The 15263-nt window shown below is 35.8% G+C and carries 11 protein-coding genes; 2 read left to right on the forward strand and 9 right to left on the reverse strand.

Going from position 1 to position 15263, the window contains the following annotated elements; genetic code table 11:
- Positions 1 to 7: 7 nt before the first annotated feature.
- Positions 8 to 682 carry a phosphate signaling complex protein PhoU gene (gene phoU, locus IPK91_12225; protein MBK8298019.1) on the forward strand — a complete coding sequence of 225 codons (675 nt, stop codon included), beginning with the start codon at positions 8 to 10 and terminating at the stop codon, positions 680 to 682.
- 113 nt (positions 683 to 795) lie between these two features.
- Here the strand turns inward: phoU and lysA are convergent, their stop codons facing one another.
- The 3 genes from lysA to IPK91_12240 form a co-directional block, all read right to left on the reverse strand.
- Entirely contained in the window at positions 796 to 2031 is a 1236-nt protein-coding gene (gene lysA / locus IPK91_12230) for a diaminopimelate decarboxylase (GenBank protein MBK8298020.1), read from the reverse strand.
- Positions 2032 to 2093: 62 nt separating this feature from the next.
- Positions 2094 to 3392 (reverse strand): hypothetical protein, encoded by a 1299-nt coding sequence (locus tag IPK91_12235; protein ID MBK8298021.1) that lies wholly within the window; start codon positions 3390 to 3392, stop codon positions 2094 to 2096.
- A 23-nt stretch (positions 3393 to 3415) separates the two neighbouring features.
- A complete protein-coding gene (locus tag IPK91_12240) occupies positions 3416 to 4552 on the reverse strand; it encodes a hypothetical protein (GenBank protein ID MBK8298022.1) in 1137 nt (378 codons plus the stop codon).
- 302 nt (positions 4553 to 4854) lie between these two features.
- Between IPK91_12240 and IPK91_12245 the strand changes: the two genes are divergently transcribed.
- Positions 4855 to 5268: a hypothetical protein gene (locus tag IPK91_12245; GenBank protein MBK8298023.1), complete on the forward strand. Its 414-nt coding sequence runs from the start codon at positions 4855 to 4857 to the stop codon at positions 5266 to 5268.
- Between the two features lie 185 nt (positions 5269 to 5453).
- Here IPK91_12245 and IPK91_12250 read toward each other — a convergent pair whose 3' ends face one another.
- From IPK91_12250 to IPK91_12275, 6 genes are all read right to left on the reverse strand, one after another.
- Positions 5454 to 9575: a gliding motility-associated C-terminal domain-containing protein gene (locus IPK91_12250; protein ID MBK8298024.1), complete on the reverse strand. Its 4122-nt coding sequence runs from the start codon at positions 9573 to 9575 to the stop codon at positions 5454 to 5456.
- A 141-nt stretch (positions 9576 to 9716) separates the two neighbouring features.
- Positions 9717 to 10061 carry a hypothetical protein gene (locus IPK91_12255; GenBank protein MBK8298025.1) on the reverse strand — a complete coding sequence of 115 codons (345 nt, stop codon included), beginning with the start codon at positions 10059 to 10061 and terminating at the stop codon, positions 9717 to 9719.
- A 205-nt stretch (positions 10062 to 10266) separates the two neighbouring features.
- Positions 10267 to 10869 (reverse strand): hypothetical protein, encoded by a 603-nt coding sequence (locus IPK91_12260; protein ID MBK8298026.1) that lies wholly within the window; start codon positions 10867 to 10869, stop codon positions 10267 to 10269.
- A 42-nt stretch (positions 10870 to 10911) separates the two neighbouring features.
- On the reverse strand, positions 10912 to 13017 hold the full coding sequence (locus IPK91_12265; GenBank protein MBK8298027.1) for a hypothetical protein: 2106 nt from the start codon (positions 13015 to 13017) through the stop codon (positions 10912 to 10914).
- Positions 13018 to 13057: 40 nt separating this feature from the next.
- Entirely contained in the window at positions 13058 to 14116 is a 1059-nt protein-coding gene (locus tag IPK91_12270) for a hypothetical protein (protein MBK8298028.1), read from the reverse strand.
- A 126-nt stretch (positions 14117 to 14242) separates the two neighbouring features.
- Complete coding sequence (locus IPK91_12275; protein ID MBK8298029.1) at positions 14243 to 15106, reverse strand: tyrosine-type recombinase/integrase; 864 nt, start codon at positions 15104 to 15106, stop codon at positions 14243 to 14245.
- Positions 15107 to 15263 lie beyond the last annotated feature (157 nt).

Here is a 15263-nt window from a genome sequence, read left to right on the forward strand (position 1 = left end):
TTAAACTATGTTGCAAGTTGAAAATGAAATACAGGAACTGAGAGATCAACTGATTGAAATGTGGGATCTCACCATTAAGCAGTTGGATAATACCGAAAGTGCTTTTAAAAATTTTGAACGCGATCTTGCGTTGGAAGTTCAACAAACAGAGCGTCGGGTTAATGCATTTGAATTAACGATAGATCGTGCTTGCGAAAATTTTATTGCCTTGTTTCAACCAGTGGCCACAGACCTTCGTTTTGTTTTGTCCACTTTAAAAATAAATACCAATCTGGAGCGCATAGCAGATATTGCTTGCGGAATTTCGGAATTTGTATCCGATTCAGACGATCGATTTAATGCTGAAATTATTAAATTGATGGATGCCGATAAGATGCTTGCGCTGTCAATTGAAATGCTTAAAGAATTACGGGAAGCCTATATTTTAGAAGATACCAAATTGGCTCGAACTGTTTATAAAAAGGACAAAATGCTCGACAAGTTAAACGATGTTGCCAGTTATAAAGCATTGGAATGTTTGGATAAATTTCCGGATGAGAAACGTCAAACCTTACACGTGCTTTCTATCATTCGAAAAATAGAGCGAGTCGGTGATCAGGCTAAAAACATAGCAGAAGAAATCATATTTTATCTGGATGCTAAAATCCTAAAGCATAAGAAAAAAGAGAAAGAAATTAATTAATTAAGAATTAATAATTATGGGAGCGTAGTGGACATCCCGCGTAGCCGCGGGAGGAATTAGTAGTTAATACTTATGAATTCGAGGATGTTTTATATAACAAAGCTTTTTAGTCTTTAGCCATTCATTTCCACCATCACTTGATTTTTCAATAAATCCTCCATGCTTTCGCGTTGACGGATTAAATAATGTTTTCCTTCATGGATGAGTACCTCCGCAGGCCGAAATCGCGAATTGTAATTAGAGGACATAGTAAAACAATAGGCTCCGGCATTTTTAAAGCATAAAATATCCCCGGGATGAATTTCAGCTACAACCCGGTTATTGGCAAATGTATCTGTTTCACAGATATAACCTACAATATTATACACACGCGGTTTTCCGGTTGGATTGGAAATATTAAGAATGTGATGGTACGCATCATAAAACATGGGTCTGATTAAATGATTTAATCCGGAATCAACTCCGGCAAAAACGGTAGAAGGAGTTTGCTTAATCACATTGGTTTTTACAAAAAAGAAACCGCATTCAGACACCAGATATTTACCGGGTTCAAAATACAATTTTAATTTTCGACCATAGTCTTTGCAAAATTGATTAAAAGATTTTGAAAGTACCTGACCCAGTTCTTCAACATCGGTACAAACGTCATCCGGTTTGTATGGAACTTTAATTCCACTACCAAAGTCAATAAATTCCAGATCTGGAAATTTTTTAGCAGTATCATACATGATTTCTGATGCAAAAGCAAATACACCGGCATCCAGAATATCTGAACCTGTATGCATGTGCAATCCATTGACCTTTAATTTAAGCGTATCAACCAATCGCAACACCAAGGGCATTTGATAAATTGAAATTCCAAATTTGCTGTCAATATGCCCGACTGAAATTTTTTCATGTCCACCAGCCATCACATGCGGATTGATGCGGATCCCAATTTTTACATTTGGATGATGGTGGCCGATATATTCTAGGGTTTCAATGTGATCGATGTTGATTTGAACTCCCAATTGAATGGCCATTTCAACTTCATCAGGGGCCACACAATTTGGGGTGTAAATAATTTCCGAAGGTTTAAAACCTGCCTTTAATCCAGTCCAGATTTCTTGTACAGAAACACAATCCAATCCAACACCCCATTGTTCAATCAACTTCAGAATGTTTATGTTGTTAAGCGCTTTACAGGCAAAGTGAATTCCTAACTCCGGCACATCAAATGCTGCTTTTAGACGGTCAATTTGTCTTTTAATTATTGAAGAATCATATACATATACCGGCGTATGGTAGGTTTCAATTAACTCAGAAACCGGAATGTTCTGAATGCTGTATTGACCATCAACTAAGTCCATAAATTATTTTTTTTGCAATAATAAGCAAAAAATCAACCCATGGGTGATTGGGTATTCGAATTTTAATAAGGAAGGCTTTTTGTTTTGCATCCTGTCCATTTCTTAAGAGCTTTTAACATGTTCTGTTTTTCTACTTCGCCGAAATCACGAATTCTTGTCCGATGCCCACCATTATATTTGACATACTTGAGTGCATTTGTTTTTGGATCAGGATTTACAGCGCATGAGGTCCAGGTATCTAAGCCTCCATAGATATACAAAATGTTGTGACTTTCATGGGTAGCTTTCTCATGCATTGTTTTCATGTAGTCCCCTTGATAACTAAGATTCGTATTTTTTGGACAAAATTCCAAGTTGGACAATTGCTTATTAATTAATAAATCACTTACCCCGGTTGTATCAAATCCATAATAACCATATTCGGTCATAAATTGGTAATAAGCTGGCAAATACTCGGTGCAGGAAGTTTTATCGTAATAATTGAAATCAATGACCTCTTCTATATGTTCGAAAATAATTTTAGCATTAGCCTGCGTACCTGGAATTTCCTGGCAGCCAAATCCCCATTGCCAAAATGAAAAGGGATATTCCATAGCAGCAAAATCAATTACACGGTCTTTATCTATTTCAAAAACAACTCCATCTCGTTGTTCCATTTCCAACAACAGTTGTTTTAATTCCTTCCGATGTTTTAAAATCCTACGTTGAAAATCCCTGACTTGCATTCGGCATTCCGGCGTACCGACTTTTGATTGATAATGCACTACCGTTCGTGGATCTTCCTGCGCCAGAGGAAATGGTGCAACATAGGCAATGCTTGCTTTTAAGTTTTTTGGATAGTTTAAACTGTACAATGCAGCTGTCGTGCCGCCTTTTGAAATTCCCGTTGCAATCCAGGCTTTTTTATAAATGCCAGACAATTTAGTTTGAATGAAATTTAAATCTTCTAATGCCTGTTTTTGATTGAGCAGCGACCAATCAATAATTGCAGGTTTTGAATTAGCAAAAAATCGGTATTCCACTGAAAATTGATTGGCATCAAAAATTAAACTGGCTTCATAAATTCGATCGGTCACTTGATATCCTTCTGTTACTATAACATTTGGTTTTTTAAATCCTTTATGATATAAAAGTATTTTTTGTGGAAAGTGACCTTTTGATGGATTTGAATGATCTAACTCTTGTTGAATAATAAGCTCCCAAAAAAATTGAAAATTATCTTTCGGATCTAATTCATTAATTTGAATTCCCTGAAAACTTTCTTTCAAATAGGCTTTTAATAATTCGGCATCACTTTTCTTTTTAGCAAAGCTTGATGTTGAAGCAGAAAGAATCATTAAAATAAAAATATATTTATTCATAAAAACCAAGATTGAATTGTGTATTAAATAAATTGAATGCCGTCTTCAAGATTGAGTTCAAATACATCGGGTTGATAGCCAAATTTATTTGCATAAGCGTTGCTTATGCCTTGAGTATAGCTATGTTTTAAATTTTCAGGGATCAAATGCAAAGTAGCGCCTCCAAATCCTCCCCCCATCATTCGGGCACCGTAGGCCATTTGGCTATTTTTTGCAAAATCCACTAAAAAATCCAATTCTGGACAACTCACTTTGTATAATTTACGCAGTCCTTCATGACCTTTTAATAAACAACGTCCGATATTTTCAAATTGTTTGAGTTCCAACAAATCAATCATTTCAAGGACCCGTTGATTTTCTTCATTAATATATATAAGGTAATTAAAAAATTGTTTACTCAAGATTTTTTCAAAGGTCTGAATTTGGTCCCAAGTGAGATCACTCAAATGGTTAATTTCTGGAATTGAATTCTTGACGAGTTTTAAAAGCTCTTTACAGGATCGCGATCGGGTGTTGTAATCGGTATGAATCAATTGGTGTTTGACACCAGTGTCAATTACAAACCAACAAACCGGACCTTCCGGAATGGGTATGTATTTAAAATTCCAATCACTGCATTGAATTAAAAGGGCATGATTTTTCTTGCCATTAAATATACTGATTTGATCCATCATACCCCCTTCGAGGCCGGAAGCTTTTTCAGCAGTAACGGCAAACTCCGTTAATTTTTCAATTGAAAGTTTTAAAGATCCAAGCTCATTTAATACGGTAATGAATCCACAAGTGATGGCAGAGGAAGAAGAAAGACCTGCACCACCAGGCAGGTCGCCATCAAAGGCCAATTTAAAATCAGGCCAGGAATATCCTTTTTGTCTCAATAGATCCCAAACCCCTTTAAAATAGATTGCCCAATCGGGGATTCGATGTTGCGACTTTGGAAACCAGGATTCATTATACTTTAGACTGATGATTTCAGATTCTCCGGAAGGAACATAACCAAAGTAGATGGCTTTTTGAAATGTACCCGGTAAGCACAAGCCCTGATTGTAATCGGTATGCTCGCCAATTAAGTTAACGCGTCCAGGCGCGCGTAAAAAAATGGGTCTTCCTGTTACTAAACGATTTTTAATGAGGGTTTTATATATTAATTCTGTAGACATTTGTGCAGGATGCGAAAATAATTTAAATTCCTAAAATTCTCACTAATTTCGTTGCGCTAAAATCTTTATAAATGGCTAAAAGAATAGAAATTATGGCTTAAAAATAGCGGTATGTTAAAGTTGTTATAATATTCAATGGAATTATAATGTATAGGTAGCGCTTTCGTTCTTTTGTAGTCTAAATAAAACGGCAGAGACCACTCAGGAAAAATCAGGAAATAAATTGGACTAAGGCCTGCTAACCTTTTACGAAATTTTGGTACTTCATAGAAATAAATTTATTTAATCTTAAATCTTTTAAAATGAAAAAATTAGTATTATTCTTCTCTTTGGCTGCATGCGTTGCCGTTTCTTCAAATGCACAATCAACTTCAACTCCAACTGAAAAAGCTCCAAAAACTGCAACTCCTAAAGAAAAAACAGGTGCGGTTTCTGTAAAACCAACAGCTGAAACTGCTCCAGTTGCAATGAAAGATCACGTTTGTACAGTTGCTTGTAAGGATGGAGCACACGTTTATGCTCATGGTGAAAAAGGTCACACATGCGGTGAAGCTTGTAAGAAAATGAAATCTGCAAAGTCAACTAAAATGGCTCCTAAGAAAACTTCAAGCAGCTCTACAACAACTACACCTCCACCAGTAGGTGCACCTACCACAACTTCTGATGATACAAAACCAGCTGCTGGTGAGACTAAATCATTAAAAATGAAGAAATAAACTAAAGCAAATTTTGTTTTAGAATATTTCATTCGCAAGAAAAAGAGGGTCCAGTCAACTGGATCCTTTTTTTTTTGTAGTGGATTAAATATACTTACAATTCCAGATCAAGTGATAATCCTGAACTATTTTGAAAAATCCCGGTGAATAAAATTTGTGTTAAATTTTATTCATTTTGAATTAAATCAACGGATTAAACTCAAATCGCCCCATAACTTTTTTGTTTCTCCGTTGGTCCATTCCACTTCAATCAAATAAACAAATACGCCAGGATTTAATTTTTGATTTTTGAAAGTTCCATCCCAGCCTTGTGAAGGATCATTTGGTTGGAAATTTGTTTTATAATAAACCTGATCACCCCAACGATTGTAAATGCTCATGTAATTAATCTGTTTATAACTGTCCTCAACAACAATTGGATAAAACCAATCATTGATATTGTCCCCATTAGGACTAAAAGCATTTGGTAACCAAATACCTCTTTTTATTATCTGTATTAATATAGTGGCGCTTGCTGTACAACCATTCTTTGTGATATAGCTAACTGTAAAAGAAGTTTCATTTTCCAGGTTTTTAATAGTAGGATTTGGACAATCTGTACAGCTTAAATGATCTGCAGGACTCCAGAGTATGCTTGCTATGGAATCCAGAGGACTTGTAAATATTGGATTTAATGTTAACTGATCCCCCAGATTTATTTTTACACTCGGAGGCAAACTTACACCAACAGGAGTGGCCTGATTTATAAAAATATCTTTTACAAGTACGCAACCGTTTGAATCTACAATTTTAATCATTTTCAATCCTGGACTTAAGTTTGAAATACTACTTCCAGTAATCAGAACATTGTCTATAAAATAGCTCAATGGGAATTGACCTCCGGTCACTCCCAATATTGTTATTGTGCCAGTTTCACCCTGGCATTTTGGTTGCTGCGCTATGTATTGAAAATCTGTTGGGAGATTTTTATTTTCAATTACATCTGCTGAATCCTGACTCGTACATCCATTAATAAGATTAGTCACTTGAACATAGTAACGGCCTTCTTTATTTACATCTATATGAATATCATTGGGATTTGAAACAATGTTTCCGTTTGATGTGGTCCAAATTGTAGAAAAATTCGCACCTGCATTTGTTATAATACCATCGAGTGGTGTCGTTATTCTAGAACAAGTAAGTTCCAATGGTTTTGAAATAGTTACAATGGGTTGTATTCGATCCTCATTTACCAACAAACTATCTTCTGAGCTGCATTTATTTACGGTATCAATAACAGTAAAATAATACCAACCGGGTTTATTGATTTGAATTACAGGTAGATTTGGATTGCTAAGGATTCCACCGGAACCGTTTAACCATTTATAGTTAAACCTGTTTAATGGATTTATGGTTTGTGCATTTAAAGTTAAAGTATCTACTTTGCAATTGAGGATTCCGGCAGGTAATAATACCAAGGGTGGTTTGACAAGATCTGGAATGACATGGATCGAATCATTCGCACTGCAACCATTAATTACGTTTTGTACATGTAAGATGTATAAACCGGGACCTCCAATTTGAATCGAAGCATTGGCAGGATTTCCTAATAATTGACCGGTACTGGTTTGCCATAAAAAGTTATTCGTAACACCGGATGCAAAACCTGTTAATTGAATTTGTGTTGTTTCGCAATTCCAATATTGGTCTACTCCAGCATTAACAATCGGTGCAATGGTATCCATATGGACAAGCAGTTGACTGCTTGTCTGGCAACCATTGATTTGATCAGTGGCTGTAAATAAATAAGTTCCAGGTTTGTCAATTAAAACTGAAGCGGAATCAACTTTACTGATAAAGTTTCCATTTGTGCTTGACCAAATTAGCTGCAAGGGATTTCCAGTTTGTGAACTTGCAACTCCAGATAGCAGAATGCTTTTTTTAACACACGTCAAGGTATCTGGATTGAGTAATTGAACTATTGGCTTATTTAAATCCGGATTAACTTGTATCAATGTACTGTCTTTGCAGCCATTCATCGTATCAATTACAATTAATTTGTAAGTTCCTGGAGTTGTTACTTCAATTTTATTTGTAGAATTTCCATTGCGGATCATGCCATTGGCTGTAGACCAATTGTATAAAATAGTTGCACCAGAACTGCTAAGAGATCCGTCAATAATTTTCAAACTATCCTTGCAACTAAAAACTAAATCAGGTCCTGCATTCGCAATGGGTTTTAAAATATTTTCATCGACAAAAACCGAGTCCATATTTTCACAAGCATTTGTGGTATCTACTATGCGAATGAAATACCATCCTTTTTTATCAACCAGAGGGTTGATGCTGTTATGTCCAGAGACGATGCTCCCGGTTGGACTCGACCATAAAATGGCTAAAGAATCTTTTGGATTAATTTGTGCTTGTAGTTGAATTTGATTGGTCTTGCAATTTATCGTTCCACCTGTACCGGCATCAAGTTGTGGTAACGTTCTTAGGTCTATTACATTCAGACTATCTGTTGTGAAACATCCATTAATGGTATCTAGTATCTTAAGACGTACAATTCCAGATTGGCTGTATTGTTTATTTATTAGACTATCTTCTTTTGGTCCATTCTGATTGTTAAAGTTCCAAAAATAATTTAAGTTGGCTGAATTATTATTTTGAAAATTAGTAACAAGAACTGTATTGTTTTTACAATTAATATTCAAATCTGGGCCTAATTCTATAAGCGGCTTTAGGGTATCAATCTTAATAACCCAACTGGTGCTGTCGCTGCAGAAATTTCTATTGTCAGTAATTTTTAATTTATAAACTCCGGTTGAGGAATCAGAAATTGTAGCAATACCTGAAATGTTTGTTAAATTAGGTTTGGTCCAGACTATAGCATAGTTAATGCTGTCAGAAGGTATTGCATGAATGTTAATTGTTTTTTTCTTACAGTTAAGTAAGCTGTCCCCAAATATTCCAACAATGGGTTTCAAGGTATCTGCCGGAACATCATAATCTAATACAAGTGTGCATCCAGAGCCTTGATCTGTAATAGTAACGGAATATTTTTTAGCGGTATTTATAATTATTTCTTCAGTTGACTGGCCTCTAAGTATGCTGGAATCCGGACTCCATGTATAACTGTACAATCCACTTCCTGTATTGATCAAGGCTTTAAGACGCATAGAATCTTTCCGGCAATTTTCTTTCCCATTGATATCCAAAATACCTGCCAGCACATCAGGAGCATTAAATTCTATAGATGCTTCCTGTTCGCACATAACTGCCCCATTGGTATAGATGACTTTTACAGTATAAATACCAGAACCTTTGGCTTTAGCGGTTAATCCATTTTTAGAAATAATTTTTCCAATGTCAGTTGTCCATTCATAACGAATGTTGGGGCCTGCTGACGAGCCAATGGCAGATAAGTCAAATGGATCAGAAGAACATTTAGGTGGATTCAAAATGTCAAGTCTGGCAACCAGGTTTACAATTTCAACAACCACTTGATCCATTTCCATACACGTTTCAAACAATGCAATATCATCCACAGCAAAATCATTGCCACCCCGAATGCCAGTGGATTCACTTAAACAGATTTGTGTAGAGGTTGATGTTGCTGTAAATCGAATGGTGTATAGGACCCAATTACACAATCCACCTGCTGTAGTGGTACCAATAGAATTTCCATTGACTTTCACATTTATTTGTGCAATGTTAAATGCAACCACGGACTGACTCCAAAATTCAAATTGATAAATTCTTCCAATTACAGTAGGAATGGTCTGGCACCAGAAATTCGTACCGGCTACTGGATGTCCATTTAGCAAGAGCATATTTCCACTCCCGGTGGTATGGTCTCCGCAATTGGTAAAACCTCCATTCCACGAAGAAGGATTGGGTATAACAATGTATTCTCCTTCGGTGGTATTTACCGGTGTGAACGTATAGCTTGAACTAAAACTTGAATTACCACTTTCGAAGTCACCGTTTTTAATGAGATTGGTGGTAGAAATGCCTTCTGCAGTTAGTTTATAGGTATATCGGCCTGGAATTTTTTGGGTGACAATAGGATCTAAAATATTTGGATTGCTCAACCCACCGGTGGGGGTCCAATAAAATTTAGTGTAATTTCCTTGCACATTGCCTTGCAATTGGAGGGTTTGACTCGAATCGCATTTAACCAGATCTGGACCTGCACTTACTACTAAGCCTGTGCATTGGGACTGCGTTTGTATAGAAAAGAAGCTACAAATTAGAAATACCGAAAGTATTTGGATGTTTTTTTCTATACGTAATATATTAATACAAAAGGTTTTAGAGATTTCCATTGCCTATAAAAGTACAACAAAATTCAATCACTATTTGTGGAAAATAGTTTAGTTGGATTGAATGCAATTTCAACACACAATTGAAATCCTGTGAATATAAGATGAAGTTGCAGATCGGATTTTAAATCATGTTAAACGGATTCACTGGTTTATTCTTTTAAGTAAATAGTGATATACATTGATTCCATCTTTAGTAACGATGTACGAATCAACAAATGAATAACCATGTTTGGACATAAAATTGAGCGCATCGATCATGCTGTTTAATTCCAGACTTTTACCATGTTCATCAACCAACCGGGTATCCTTTTGAGACCAGTATTTTTGTCGCTGGCCAAAATCGATTTCAACGTTCATTTTGGTAGAGAGAAATTTTTCAGTACCGACAATCTCAACATAATCAGTTTTAATTGAATCCATAGGAACGCCATTCACTGTTTGACCATGAATGACATTCATTGTGATTAAAAATAATGCAATAAACATGCTTTGTTTCATAAAAAGAATAATTTAATGGAATTAAATAAGCAATAAGAAAACAGCAATTTCACACTGTTTCTACACGACAAAAGAAATCAATTTATTTGGTAATTTTTTTAAAAAATCATAGCTTATAAATATACCGGTGTTAAATTTTCAAGCTTAACCGTGAATCTAGTATAATTTTGATCGCAATACTGGAACTGAGCTACTACTTAATTAATGCGCTCATTCCATCAAGATTTAATTCATAGATTTTTGTAAGTTTATGATCAGAAATTGCCTGTTTTATCGAGGTGGCAGTTCCAATTTGCTCTTCAAAAGAATTAATATATGCATCTACTCTGTAGATCGCAGAGAAGTAGCTCTTGTTATTTAAATAATTTTCTAATGATTTTGGAAACAGGATAAATGCTTCAGCTGCATTTAATTTATTCGGATTGCTTTCTTGATCAATGCCATGGGATTCTAAGGGATCAGCAAATCGATAATAATGAACTAATTGATTATTGACAAAGCCTGCTAAAAACAATTCGCTTGCACTGGAAACGATTAGATTCATTTCACCTGCTTGCTTTTTAACGGAAATGATTTCCAACGATTGTTTTGTAAACTTGCACAGTGCTACATAATGGTAAGACTCTGAATTATTATTTCCTGGAGGATCCGGATCCACTTCTTTTTGATCCGTATAACTGCTATCTATTCCAACTTCCGTTGGGATACCTTCCCTGACCTGTTTATTGAGGGTATGACAAGAAGAATTAAAACAGGTCAGGCTAAGTATCAATACGTTTACAATAAAGGTGTACATAATTCAGTATGTCCTATTTAAACGTAGCATTCAGGTATTTTATTAGTACCATCCATAATCGTGGTGTTTAAATGCATGGATGTAGCTGTAATACATAGCTTTTTGGTAAAGTCCAGAAGAACCTGACCACAAATAGCCAAACCAATTGGTATTATAAATAAACAAATGATCTCTACCAGTTGCTCTGCGATCCACTGCAATTTTATCTACACCTCCTAAGTTCCATCCACCGATCCAGTCACCTTGTTTTGTGGCTACACTGAGACCGGTACCCGAGGAGATTGCAGTCCCTAACCATTGGGTGGCCCAATCGCTGGTATTGAAAACATACAAATCTTCTTTTCCATCACCATTAATATCTGCAACAAAGTATTTATCATTATTATTCATATTCCAATTTGGCAAATGATCGTCGTAACGAATCACATAATCATAACTACTGCCATTTGATTTTAACATCAGCATATATTCCGGCCCCCAGTTAATTCCATTAAATACATAGAGATCATCCTTTCCATCATTATTAAAATCAGCTATGTAATACTGGTCATTGGCTTTGCTGGTCCAACCTGGGAGACTGCCAAAATATTCTGCTTCTATACTCAGGCTTGTTCCTGAACTTTGATAAAGCCGGGTAGTCTGTGTATTGGTTTTATACAATACAAATTCTTCTTTATGGTCACCATTGAGATCTGCAATGTAAAACTTATCCGAACTGGTCAGATAATTACCTGGAAGATATTGATCATAACGTCTGGTAAATTCTAAAGCAGCACCGTTTGATCTTAACATACCGACATAACCCATTGACCAATTTGCTGTATTGACTACATAAATATCTTTTTTAGAATCTCCGTTAAAATCAGCGACATAGTATTGGTCACCATTTCGCATTTCCCATCCTGGTAAGGTATTGTAGTATTTTTTTACACATTCAAAACCACCTGGTATGGATTTAAGTAAGCCCAATCTGGAATTGGCGCCATTTGGATAAAAGGCGATAAGATCATCTAAACCATCACCGGAAAAGTCACCGGTGAAAAATTTATCCGTGGTTGAAACATTCCAGGTACCTCCCGGGCCCTTTATTTTTTTTGTAGTAACATAAGAACTCATCACACGAGTGCCAATTCCATCTCCTGTGAATCCATCAGGTGGTGTTCCGACCAAATAAGCTGAAATGTGATTTCCATAATGAACTACAACATCTGAGTAATTCGTACCACCAAAGTTTGCTACATATACTTTATTAAAATTATAATTGCTATTGGGTTTATTGCGAACCCAAAATTCATCATAACTCGGAGGATTGTGTAAACTGGTATTTCCACGCATGGTGCTATTAGTTGAAGGCCTGTAAATGCATTGGTCTTTGTAACGAGCCCCTTCAAATGCACCGGTTTGACTTACATTGTATTCAGGAGGGTTTCCAGTTGTGATTGGATTTCTTGCAAATAATTTCCATTTATCAGTAGCCACATTGGTACTTACATTGCGTGGACTGGGTTCGCTTCCAGAATAACAACCTGCTTTATCGTATTCATCCGCCAGTCCTCCCACGGAATGTCCTAACTCATGAAACAACACGTTGTTGGAAGTTGATTTTGTAACGCTGAGTACACTTCCATATGAGCATCCACCAAATCCAGATTGATTTAAAATCATAACGACGTATTCTGCTCCGGCCAAGCCAACTGCTGTCAATGCAGCATTTATTTTTGAATCAGTATCGGCGGATTTGGTCATCCAACAACAATCCCAACAACCGGAATACCGCATTTTAAAGGGTGTATTGCGATTGACTGTTGTTTGCGAAGTACAAGAAGCATTTTCTCCGCAGGTATAAACACTTACTCCCGAATCTGTTGAATTCATATTTACCCGGTACACATTTAATGCGTCTTGTAATTCTGCAAGAACATTGTCTAATGCACCATTTTCATAAGTAAACATCGCTTTAAAATAATCTGCAACCAAAGTATTAAAATCACCTTGTTGTGCTGAGGTAAACCCATCTCCCATAAAGACAATGTCAAATTTATCTGCTGAGGGCCCGTTATAAAGTAAAGTAGTTTTGCTTTGTGAAAATAAAGTTGAATTCAAAAAGCAGGCAATTATTAGTATGAGGAAACAAACTGTTGTTTTCATTTTTTTAGTTTTAGATATCAGTAATACGTAATGGGTATTTTTAATTTAATTTTCTTTTCTGAATTCGGATATTGCCAAGGTCTAATTTTGATGAGCTGCGTTTTAATTCAAATGCATTATTCAAGTCGCTAAGTTTTAATTTTTTTAATCGGGTATTTAAATAGATTCTTTCTTTATCCATCTCATTTATTTTTCCGAATTGCAGTTTTAAACGGTTTGAATTTATAAGTTGATCATATTTTTTAGGCATTTTTACAGTTATGTAGTTTTCATCTTGTTTAAAGGATCCATGTTCAATTTGTTTTTCCGGATCAAAAATGGAATGAGCTTCTAAGGGATCGTCCAAAGGTTCTACCAATACGATGTCTTCATTTTCAATTCCAATTAATGCATGATCGCCACGAGCGGACTTTTCATCCGGAGCGACATACGCACCCGCTTCATATGAAGCAGCAACAGCGACGATTCCTGTCTTTGTAATTTTAAAAGTTACAACTAAATGTTCAGGGATGCTAACTGGCGGATTAAGAATTTCTTCTTTATCGATAATTGGAGGGATGCCTGGTTTGACTTTAGTTGCGGCCATCATACTTCCTGTTCCAATCAATTTAGGTTTTGTCCTTAAGGCATCATCCCGATTGCCTACAACTGGTTTAATTCTTAGTTTATCATTTAGATTTTGTAGTTGTCCAGGAGGTACAAGAATGGTGGTGGGTCCAGCAGTTCCACCTGTCATATCTCCTTCCTGTTTTAGGTCGGTGCTTTGAAACTTCTTGAAGTTATTTTGCTCAAAAGCTGTTTTTTCTGCTTCTTCAGAGAGCCGGTAATAATAATGGTATCGTGAGGGGATTAACTTCTCCAGTACTTCATCAACAGGTACTGCATTGAAATTACCACTAACCTTGAACGGTCGGTCAAGATCAACAATAAAGAGTTGAAAATTTTCCTTCGATAAAGCCTCTAAAAAATCTGCGATTTCAGCATTTTGTGCCATGACCGTAAGCAAATGCTTGTCTGCCTGATATTTTACGCTTAGCTTTTCTTGTGCGTTTAGTGTAATGCAGCAGCATACAAATGCAATTAACATTGTTGGTTTCATATGAATAAATATTTTAATAATTAGTAAAAATTAATGTCCAATGTGGACCTGGTGAATCAATTTTTAGGCTTGATTTGAGTTTAAAATTCAAATATTCGGATTACATTTTTCTTATTGTTCGTTAATCTATTCAATTTCGGATGAGTTAACGAACTTTTTTAGTTGTATTTGATCTAATGGACTTAAAATAGTTAGATTGGATTTTCTGGCTAGATGCAAATACATGGTAGTGGTTTTTTTACTTTGGTGTCCCATAAGTGATTGAAGTTCCTGGATACCAAGTCCGGATTCTAAAAGATGTACTGCGAAACAATGTCTAAGGGTTTGGATGGTGATCCGTTTTTGTATTTTAAGTTTAGTAAGGAATTTTTTAAACATGGATTCCACACTTCTACCGGAGCATGCATTTCCATTTCGACCTTCAAAAAGCCAATCGCTTACATAGTATTCATAAATATATTGCTTAAGCAGTTCCAGTATTTTTGGAGACAGTATGGAGTAGTGTGGACCTTTCGTAAAACTCCGTATCAAGATTCTATTGAGATTGAATTTAATATCTGATAGTTTAAGGTTGATTAATTCACTCAATCGAAGGCCAGAAGAGTAAGTCAACAGAATCATGCATCGGTGTTTCAGATTATGCATTTCATTGAGAACCAGTTCGAGTTCTTTATTATTGAGGAGTTCAGGTAATTTAAATGTAGTTTTTGGGCGGATGTTGGAGACATTCAAAGGTTTCTGGAGTATGGTATTAGAATAGTATAAAATTGCATTGAGTGCCTGTTGTTGGGTTGAAACGGACCATTTTTTTTGACGTTGCTTTGATTTAAGATATTGTTCAATGATTTGCTCATTTAAATTTAGTTCTGAGGTTTCAATAAGATAACTTATAAACTGAAATAGATGGGAGCGATACGATTTTATAGTGCGCCAACTGTAGTTATTGCAAGACAGTTCGTTTTCAATAGTATCCAAAAGCTGATTGAGCATTTTTTTGGATTTTAGGGATTCCATTTCTGAATGAGTGAGCCCTATACCTGGCATGTGTAAAAGAATCATAGGTATTTATTTTTGTTTTTGAAGAAGGTTTGAACAAATCAAAATTAAATTCCTATTCACGAGGATACTGAGAAGCCCAGTAGTTTTA

The sequence above is a fragment of the Saprospiraceae bacterium genome (assembly GCA_016712145.1).
In the GTDB taxonomy this organism is placed as follows: Bacteria; Bacteroidota; Bacteroidia; order Chitinophagales; family Saprospiraceae; genus Vicinibacter.

Coding starts and splice junctions, on each gene's coding strand:
- phoU (MBK8298019.1), top strand. CDS start 8: ATGTTGCAAGTTGAAAATGAAATACAGGAACTGAGAGATCAACTGATT.
- lysA (MBK8298020.1), bottom strand. CDS start 2,031: ATGGACTTAGTTGATGGTCAATACAGCATTCAGAACATTCCGGTTTCT.
- IPK91_12235 (MBK8298021.1), bottom strand. CDS start 3,392: ATGAATAAATATATTTTTATTTTAATGATTCTTTCTGCTTCAACATCA.
- IPK91_12240 (MBK8298022.1), bottom strand. CDS start 4,552: ATGTCTACAGAATTAATATATAAAACCCTCATTAAAAATCGTTTAGTA.
- IPK91_12245 (MBK8298023.1), top strand. CDS start 4,855: ATGAAAAAATTAGTATTATTCTTCTCTTTGGCTGCATGCGTTGCCGTT.
- IPK91_12250 (MBK8298024.1), bottom strand. CDS start 9,575: ATGGAAATCTCTAAAACCTTTTGTATTAATATATTACGTATAGAAAAA.
- IPK91_12255 (MBK8298025.1), bottom strand. CDS start 10,061: ATGTTTATTGCATTATTTTTAATCACAATGAATGTCATTCATGGTCAA.
- IPK91_12260 (MBK8298026.1), bottom strand. CDS start 10,869: ATGTACACCTTTATTGTAAACGTATTGATACTTAGCCTGACCTGTTTT.
- IPK91_12265 (MBK8298027.1), bottom strand. CDS start 13,017: ATGAAAACAACAGTTTGTTTCCTCATACTAATAATTGCCTGCTTTTTG.
- IPK91_12270 (MBK8298028.1), bottom strand. CDS start 14,116: ATGAAACCAACAATGTTAATTGCATTTGTATGCTGCTGCATTACACTA.
- IPK91_12275 (MBK8298029.1), bottom strand. CDS start 15,106: ATGCTCAATCAGCTTTTGGATACTATTGAAAACGAACTGTCTTGCAAT.